The following is a 6,000-nucleotide window of genomic DNA, read 5'->3' as shown; positions in this document are numbered from 1 at the left end:
CCCCCCCCCCCCCCTCCCCCCCCCCCCCCCCCCCCCCCCCCCCCCCCCCCCCCCCCCCCCCCCCCCCCCCCCCCCCCCCCCCCCCCCCCCCCCCCGCGCCGACCCGTCAGGGGAGCTCGGCCGGCGCCGGGCGGTCGTCGCCGCTGGAGGGGGAGGGACATGCAGGTCGCCGGAAGCGCAGGCACGGCCGGTCGGGGAGTCGCGATGACACGGCTGGGTGGCCGGTGGCGGGTGACGCGCCCGTGGCCCGACCGGTTACGCCCCTACGTACACAGCTATGCCGGCTACTGGGAGGCGGCGGGCGCCGTGCCCTATCGGGTGCGGTTGGTACCCACGGGTCGAGCCGTCGTGGTGATCAGTCTGGGCGAGCCGTTCACCCACGTCCGCCGGCTGGGGGAGTCGGGTCCCGACAGCCAGGTGACCGGGTCGCTCGTTGCGGGTCTGGAGGACGGGCCCCGGATGTGCGACCACCCCGGTGGCCAGGAGGCGATCCGGCTCGAGTTGACCCCACTGGGCGCCTACCGGCTGTTCGCCGTGCCGATGAGCAAGTTGACCAACAAGGTGGTCGGGCTCGGCGATGTTCTCGGACCCGAGGCCGGACTGCTGGCGGAGCAACTGGCAGCCACCAGCAACTGGGCAGCCCGGTTCGACCTGCTCGACGTCGCGTTGGCGACCCGGATCGAGCGCGGTCCGCATCCCGCACCCGAGGTGAGCCACGCCTGGCGACTGCTGTCCCACGCCGGCGGGGCGATCCAGGTCAGCCGGATCGCGGCCGAAGTGGGCTGGAGCCAGGGCCACCTGGTGCGCCGCTTCACCGAACAGATAGGCCTGACGCCCAAGACGTCCGCCCGCGTGCTGCGCTTCCACCGGGCCGTGCGGCTGCTCTCCCGCGAGGATGCGAATCTCACCGAAGTGACCGCTGCCTGTGGCTTCTACGACCAGGCCCACCTCAACCGCGAGTTCCGCGCCCTCGCCGAGACCACTCCCGGCCAGGTGGCTGCCGCCCGTGTGGCGGAGGGTGCCCTCGCCCTGTGAGGGGCGAGGTCAATTTTGTCCAAGCCAGGCCGCCTGACCGCCGATAGTGTCCCCGTTCGTAGTGGATCAGGCACCCGAGCCCCAGAGCTACGCCCCTGTCGCGAGACGAAGAGACCTTCAACTGGCGGCCGAGGGCGGACCGGGCAACGGTGAACCGGCCCAGAAGGGGGAGTACTCCATGGAAGACCTGATGCGCATCCTCGTGTCCGGCGCGCTCACAGGCGGCTTGATCGGTTTGGCGGGAGCCCTCGGCCGACGCCGCCGCAGGCGTCGGGAGGGCGGTGGAGGAGACGGCCACTGACGGCGAGCACGCCGACGAGGGGACATCGGCGCCGGTGTACGGGGGTCACCGGCGCCGAATCCCCCCGTCGCGGAGGGCGGCTCGTCGTCGGGGGCCCCGACCGGGGCGGGCTCTCAGCCGAGAACTCCGGCGGCCTCCAGGTGTTGCCAGAAGTCCCGGATCATCCGCTCGTCGACCTCGGGCAGGGCCACGCCCAGGCGCTCGAGGGCCCGCAGGGTCCGGTCGTTGCGGTAGGTGTCGGACGGGAGATCTGCAGCGTCCGCCGCGCCCGCGGCGTTCTCCGTCTGCTCGACGTGCTGCTGGAACACGTCCAGGTACGGCAGGAACGGCAGGTCGAGCCCGGCCTCGCTCGCCTGCCTGAGGCGGCGCAGCCACGTGCCGAGCCCCACCGGCTCCGACCGCGTCCCGCGCCACGCGTCGAAGACCCGCAGGAAGGCGTCCGCGCCGGTCTGCCGGGGATGATGCAGATGGTGCACGGCGGCGGAGTCCGGGCCCCCGTCGGTCAGGGCGAGGGCCACCAGGGCGCGGGCCGCGACGTCGGCGGGCAGCAGATCGGCCTGCAGCGCCGTGCCCTCCGGGTGGCAGCCGAGGGCGGCGCAGCTGACCAGCAGGCGGCAGAACATGTCGTCCGGGTTGACGGCGCCCCGCTCCGATTCCGCCCAGATCCGGCCGAGCCGGTACACGCGGGCGGACGCACCGCGGGCGATGGCCTCCTTGACCATCACGTCGGCCACCCACTTGCTCGCCAGGTAGCCGTCGGCGGCCCTGTGCCGCGCGTCCTCGATCGAAGAGCCCTCGGTGATGACACGCGGCGTCGGGCCGTGGCCGAAGATCCCCAGCGTGGAGAGGTGGTGGAAGCGCTTCGGCCTGCCCTCGGCCGCGAGCCGCAGCAAGGCCCGCGTGCCCTCCACGTTGGCCGCCTTCAGACGCTCGTACGCCGACAGGTGGTGCACGTACGCGCCCGCGTGGACGATCGTGTCCAGCTCGTCCCGCAGCCCGCCCCACCGGGCCGCGCCGATGCCGAGGCCGTCCTGCGCGAGGTCGCCGGGCACGATGTGCACACGCCGGGCGTCGGCGCCCACGTCGATGCCGTACGAGTCCAGTACGGCGTGGAGGCGCGCGCGTCCGGTCGGCTCCGCATCCGCGCGCACCAGGCAGTGCACCTCCCCGTCGGTCTGCGCGAGGAGCTCCCGCAGCAGGAACGCTCCGACGAACCCGGTGGCACCGGTGAGCAGCACCCGCCGCGGTGGCGCGCCGAAGCCCCCGGCGTCCCGGAAGCGCAGGCCGGGCCCGAGCCGCGCCTCCGACGGCGGCACCACGGCGGGAGAGCCGGGTGCGTTGCCCGCCGAACCGCCGGAGACGATCCCGGCGAGGTCGCACGGGCGCGGGGCGGTGAGGACGTCCTGCACCCGGACGCGCACGCCGAGTTCGGCGTCCATGCGGGCGAGCAGGCGCACGATCAGCAGCGAATGACCGCCCAGAGCGAAGAAGTCGTCGTCGATGCCGACCCGCTCCACACCCAGTACCTCCGCGAACAGGGCACACAGCGTCTTCTCGTGCGCAGTGCGCGGAGCCCGGTACGCGTCCGCGGCGACGGTGGGGTCCGGCGCGGGCAGGGCGGCACGGTCCAGCTTGCCGTTCGGGGTCAGCGGGAGCCGGTCCAGGACCACGAGGGCCGACGGGACCATGAAGTCGGGCAGCCGCGCCGCCACGAACGCGCGCAGCGCCCCGCCGTCGACGGCGTCCCCCGTCACGTAGGCCACCAACTGCTTCCCGGCGGGCACGTCCCTCGCGACGACCGCCGCGCGGGTCACGTCGGGATGGGCGGCGAGGGCGGCCTCGACCTCGCCGGGTTCGACGCGGAAGCCGCGGATCTTGATCTGGGTGTCGGTGCGTCCTGCGTACTCCAGGTGCCCGTCGTCGTTCCGGCGGGCCACGTCGCCGGTGCGGTACATGCGGGAGCCGGGTGGGCCGTAGGGGTCGGCGACGAAGCGTTCGGCGGTCAGGGCCGCCCGGCCGAGATAGCCGCGGGCCAGCTCGCCGGAGACGTACAGCTCGCCGACGACGCCCCGGGGAACGGGCCTCAGCCAGGGGCCGAGCACGTAGGCGCGCAGGGCGGGCAGCGGGGTGCCGATGGGCTCGCTGCCGACACCGGTCCGGGTGCCGTTGGTGGTGAAGGTGGTGGCGTAGAAGGACTCCGTCTGACCGTAGGCGTTGACGATCCGGACGCCGGGAAACGCCTCCCGCGCCCGCTCGACCAGCGTCGACGGCAGGGCTTCGCCTGCGAAGACGAGCGTCTCGACGGAGGTGGTACGGCTGATCCGGTCGAGGAGTTCGGCGAAGGCGGAGGGGACGGTGCTGATGACGCTGCCGGTCCAGGTGTCACGTTCGGCGAGTTCGAGGATGTCCTGCGCGAGATCGAGGGTGGCGCCGTGGCAGAGGGCGGTGAAGGTTTCGAAGACGGAGACGTCGAAGTTGACGGAGGTGGAGGCCAGCACGCGTGAGCCTGCTTGGATGCCGGTCTGGTCGGCGAGGTGGTGGACGCCGTTGGTGAGGGTGGCGTGGTCGAGCAGGACGCCCTTGGGGGTGCCGGTGGAGCCGGAGGTGTACATCACGTAGGCCAACGCCCGGGGGCCCTGCCCGTCCGTGGTGGCCAGGTCGTCGGCGGGCCAGGGGGAAACGTCGAGGTCGTCCACGTGCAGCATCGGGGCCGCGGCCTCGGGCAGTACGCCGGTCGTCTCCGTGTCGGTGAGGATCAGGGCGGGGGCGGCATCGCTGAGCATGAAGTCCAGGCGCGTGCTGGGGTACTTGGGGTCGACCGGCAGGTATGCGGCGCCCGCCTTGAGGACCGCGAGCATGGCCACGATCAGGTCGGGGGAGCGCGGCAGTGCGATGGCCACCACCGTCTCCGGGCCCGCGCCCCGGGCGGCGAGTTCCCGGGCCAGGCGGTTGGCGCGCGCGTTGGTCTCCGCGTACGAGAGGGCGGCGCCGTCGCAGACCAGCGCCGTCGCGTCCGGTGTGGCCGCCGCCTGCCGCTCGAAGAGCTGGGCCAGCGTCGCTGACGGAACCGCCGCCGCCGTGTCGTCGGGGCCGTGCAGGACGTGGTCGCGGTCCGCCGGGGCCACGACGTCGACCAGGGCCGTCGGCGAGTCGGCGGCAGTCAGGACGAGGCGCACGACGTCGGGCAGGCGCGCGGCGATGCGGCCGACGGTGGCCCGGTCGAGTGCGGACGGCTGGTAGTGCAGCGACAGGCGTAAGTACGGATCCATGCTGGCCATCAACGTCAGCGGGTAGTGGGTTCCGGTGAACGGGCGCAGACCGGTGATGGCGATCCCGGCCGCCGTGCCGGCGTCGGCGGCCGCGGCCCGGTCGACCGGGTACGACTCGAACACCACCAGGGTGTCGAAGAGCTCCTTCAGGCCGGTGGCCTGCTGGATCGCGGACAGGCTGTGATGGTGGTGGTCGAGCAGGGCTGTCTGCCGCTCCTGGAGCCTGGTCAGGATCTGCGCGAACGACATGCCCGGGGTACAACGGACGCGTACGGGCAGGGTGTTGATGAGCAGGCCCACCATCGACTCGACACCGGCGACGGCGGGCGGACGTCCTGAGACGGTGGCCCCGAACACCACGTCGTCACGGCCCGTGAGCCCGGCGAGCAGCACGGCCCAGGCGCCCTGGACCAGGGTGTTGACGGTCACGCCGAGCTCGGTGGCGCGCCGGGACACGGCCTGGGCCTCCTCGGCGGACAACGCCACGTCGACCTGCCCCATGCCGGTCGCTTCGACGGCGTGCCGCTTCTGCGCCGACCTCAGGCTTTCCTGCGCAGCGGAAGGGCCTAACGAACGCAATGAGATCATCCCCCTGGTGATGTGTGCCGTGTCGGCGCGGGGGATTCGCGGCAGTGACCGCCCGGTCGGACCGCCCTCCGCGCGCCCTGCGAGAGCAGTGAACGGCCGCTCTCCAAGAACAGTTAACAGACGGGAAGCACGTGGCGTCCAGACAAATGCAGGCAGGAGCAGCGAAAGCGCGTAGGACGGGCTTGCACGGGGCAAAACGGCGCAGCATTGTCAGGGGGTGGAGCGTGTCGAGGTGTCCCGGCGACGAGACACGGGCACGCTCCACAACGCTGATCCGCACGCCGCCCAGCACTCCACTGCCAGGTGGTTGGCGGTGTGGCGGGACCGAGGACGCGCGGGCCGGTGTCACCCTGGCCGGGGGGCGATCCGAAGGAGAGCGTGTGTCCGAGAACCCCGACGGTCGGCAGGAGATGCCCCACAAAGCCATCGACGACTGGCCCATGCCGCTCGGCGTGGTGTCCGTCGTCGGCTGGATCTGCGTCGTCCCGCTGCTGGTCACTCCTGCCTTCGTGCTCGTGTTCCTGTTGCCGTTCGCGTCGGTCGCGGCGATCGTCACGGGCGGGCTGGTGTTGCGCCGGCTGCGCGGCTCGGCCAACCGCCGAAGGCCCGCGATCGTCGGGCTCGTGCTCGGGACGCTGAGCCTGGCCACCATCGTCAGCATGGTCGTCTGGGTGGAATGACACCGCAGCGCGGCCCGGGGGCTCGATGACGGGCCCGGCTTGCGCCCCGCCACCCCCTCGCGCGTGGCACGACGACTCCAGGACGTCGTCCGGTCGGCCGAGGAACCCGTTGCCTGCCATCGTCCTG

General features: G+C 72.9%; 3 protein-coding genes. 2 read left to right on the top strand and 1 reads right to left on the bottom strand.

Going from position 1 to position 6,000, the window contains the following annotated elements; translation table 11 throughout:
* Window positions 1-204: 204 nt before the first annotated feature.
* The gene (locus ACZ49B_RS20485; protein ID WP_468307760.1) at window positions 205-1,035 is read left to right on the top strand and encodes a helix-turn-helix domain-containing protein; all 831 of its coding nucleotides are present in this window, start codon (window positions 205-207) and stop codon (window positions 1,033-1,035) included.
* A gap of 414 nt (window positions 1,036-1,449) precedes the next feature.
* Here ACZ49B_RS20485 and ACZ49B_RS20480 read toward each other — a convergent pair whose 3' ends face one another.
* Window positions 1,450-5,106: a non-ribosomal peptide synthetase gene (locus ACZ49B_RS20480; protein WP_468307757.1), complete on the bottom strand. Its 3,657-nt coding sequence runs from the start codon at window positions 5,104-5,106 to the stop codon at window positions 1,450-1,452.
* 467 nt (window positions 5,107-5,573) lie between these two features.
* Between ACZ49B_RS20480 and ACZ49B_RS20475 the strand changes: the two genes are divergently transcribed.
* On the top strand, window positions 5,574-5,873 hold the full coding sequence (locus ACZ49B_RS20475; protein WP_468307755.1) for a hypothetical protein: 300 nt from the start codon (window positions 5,574-5,576) through the stop codon (window positions 5,871-5,873).
* Window positions 5,874-6,000 lie beyond the last annotated feature (127 nt).

This window comes from Streptomyces sp. NPDC031132, assembly GCF_055570595.1.
The sequence above is the reverse complement of the archived record's forward strand: the minus strand, read 5'-3'. Positions and strand labels throughout refer to the sequence as shown.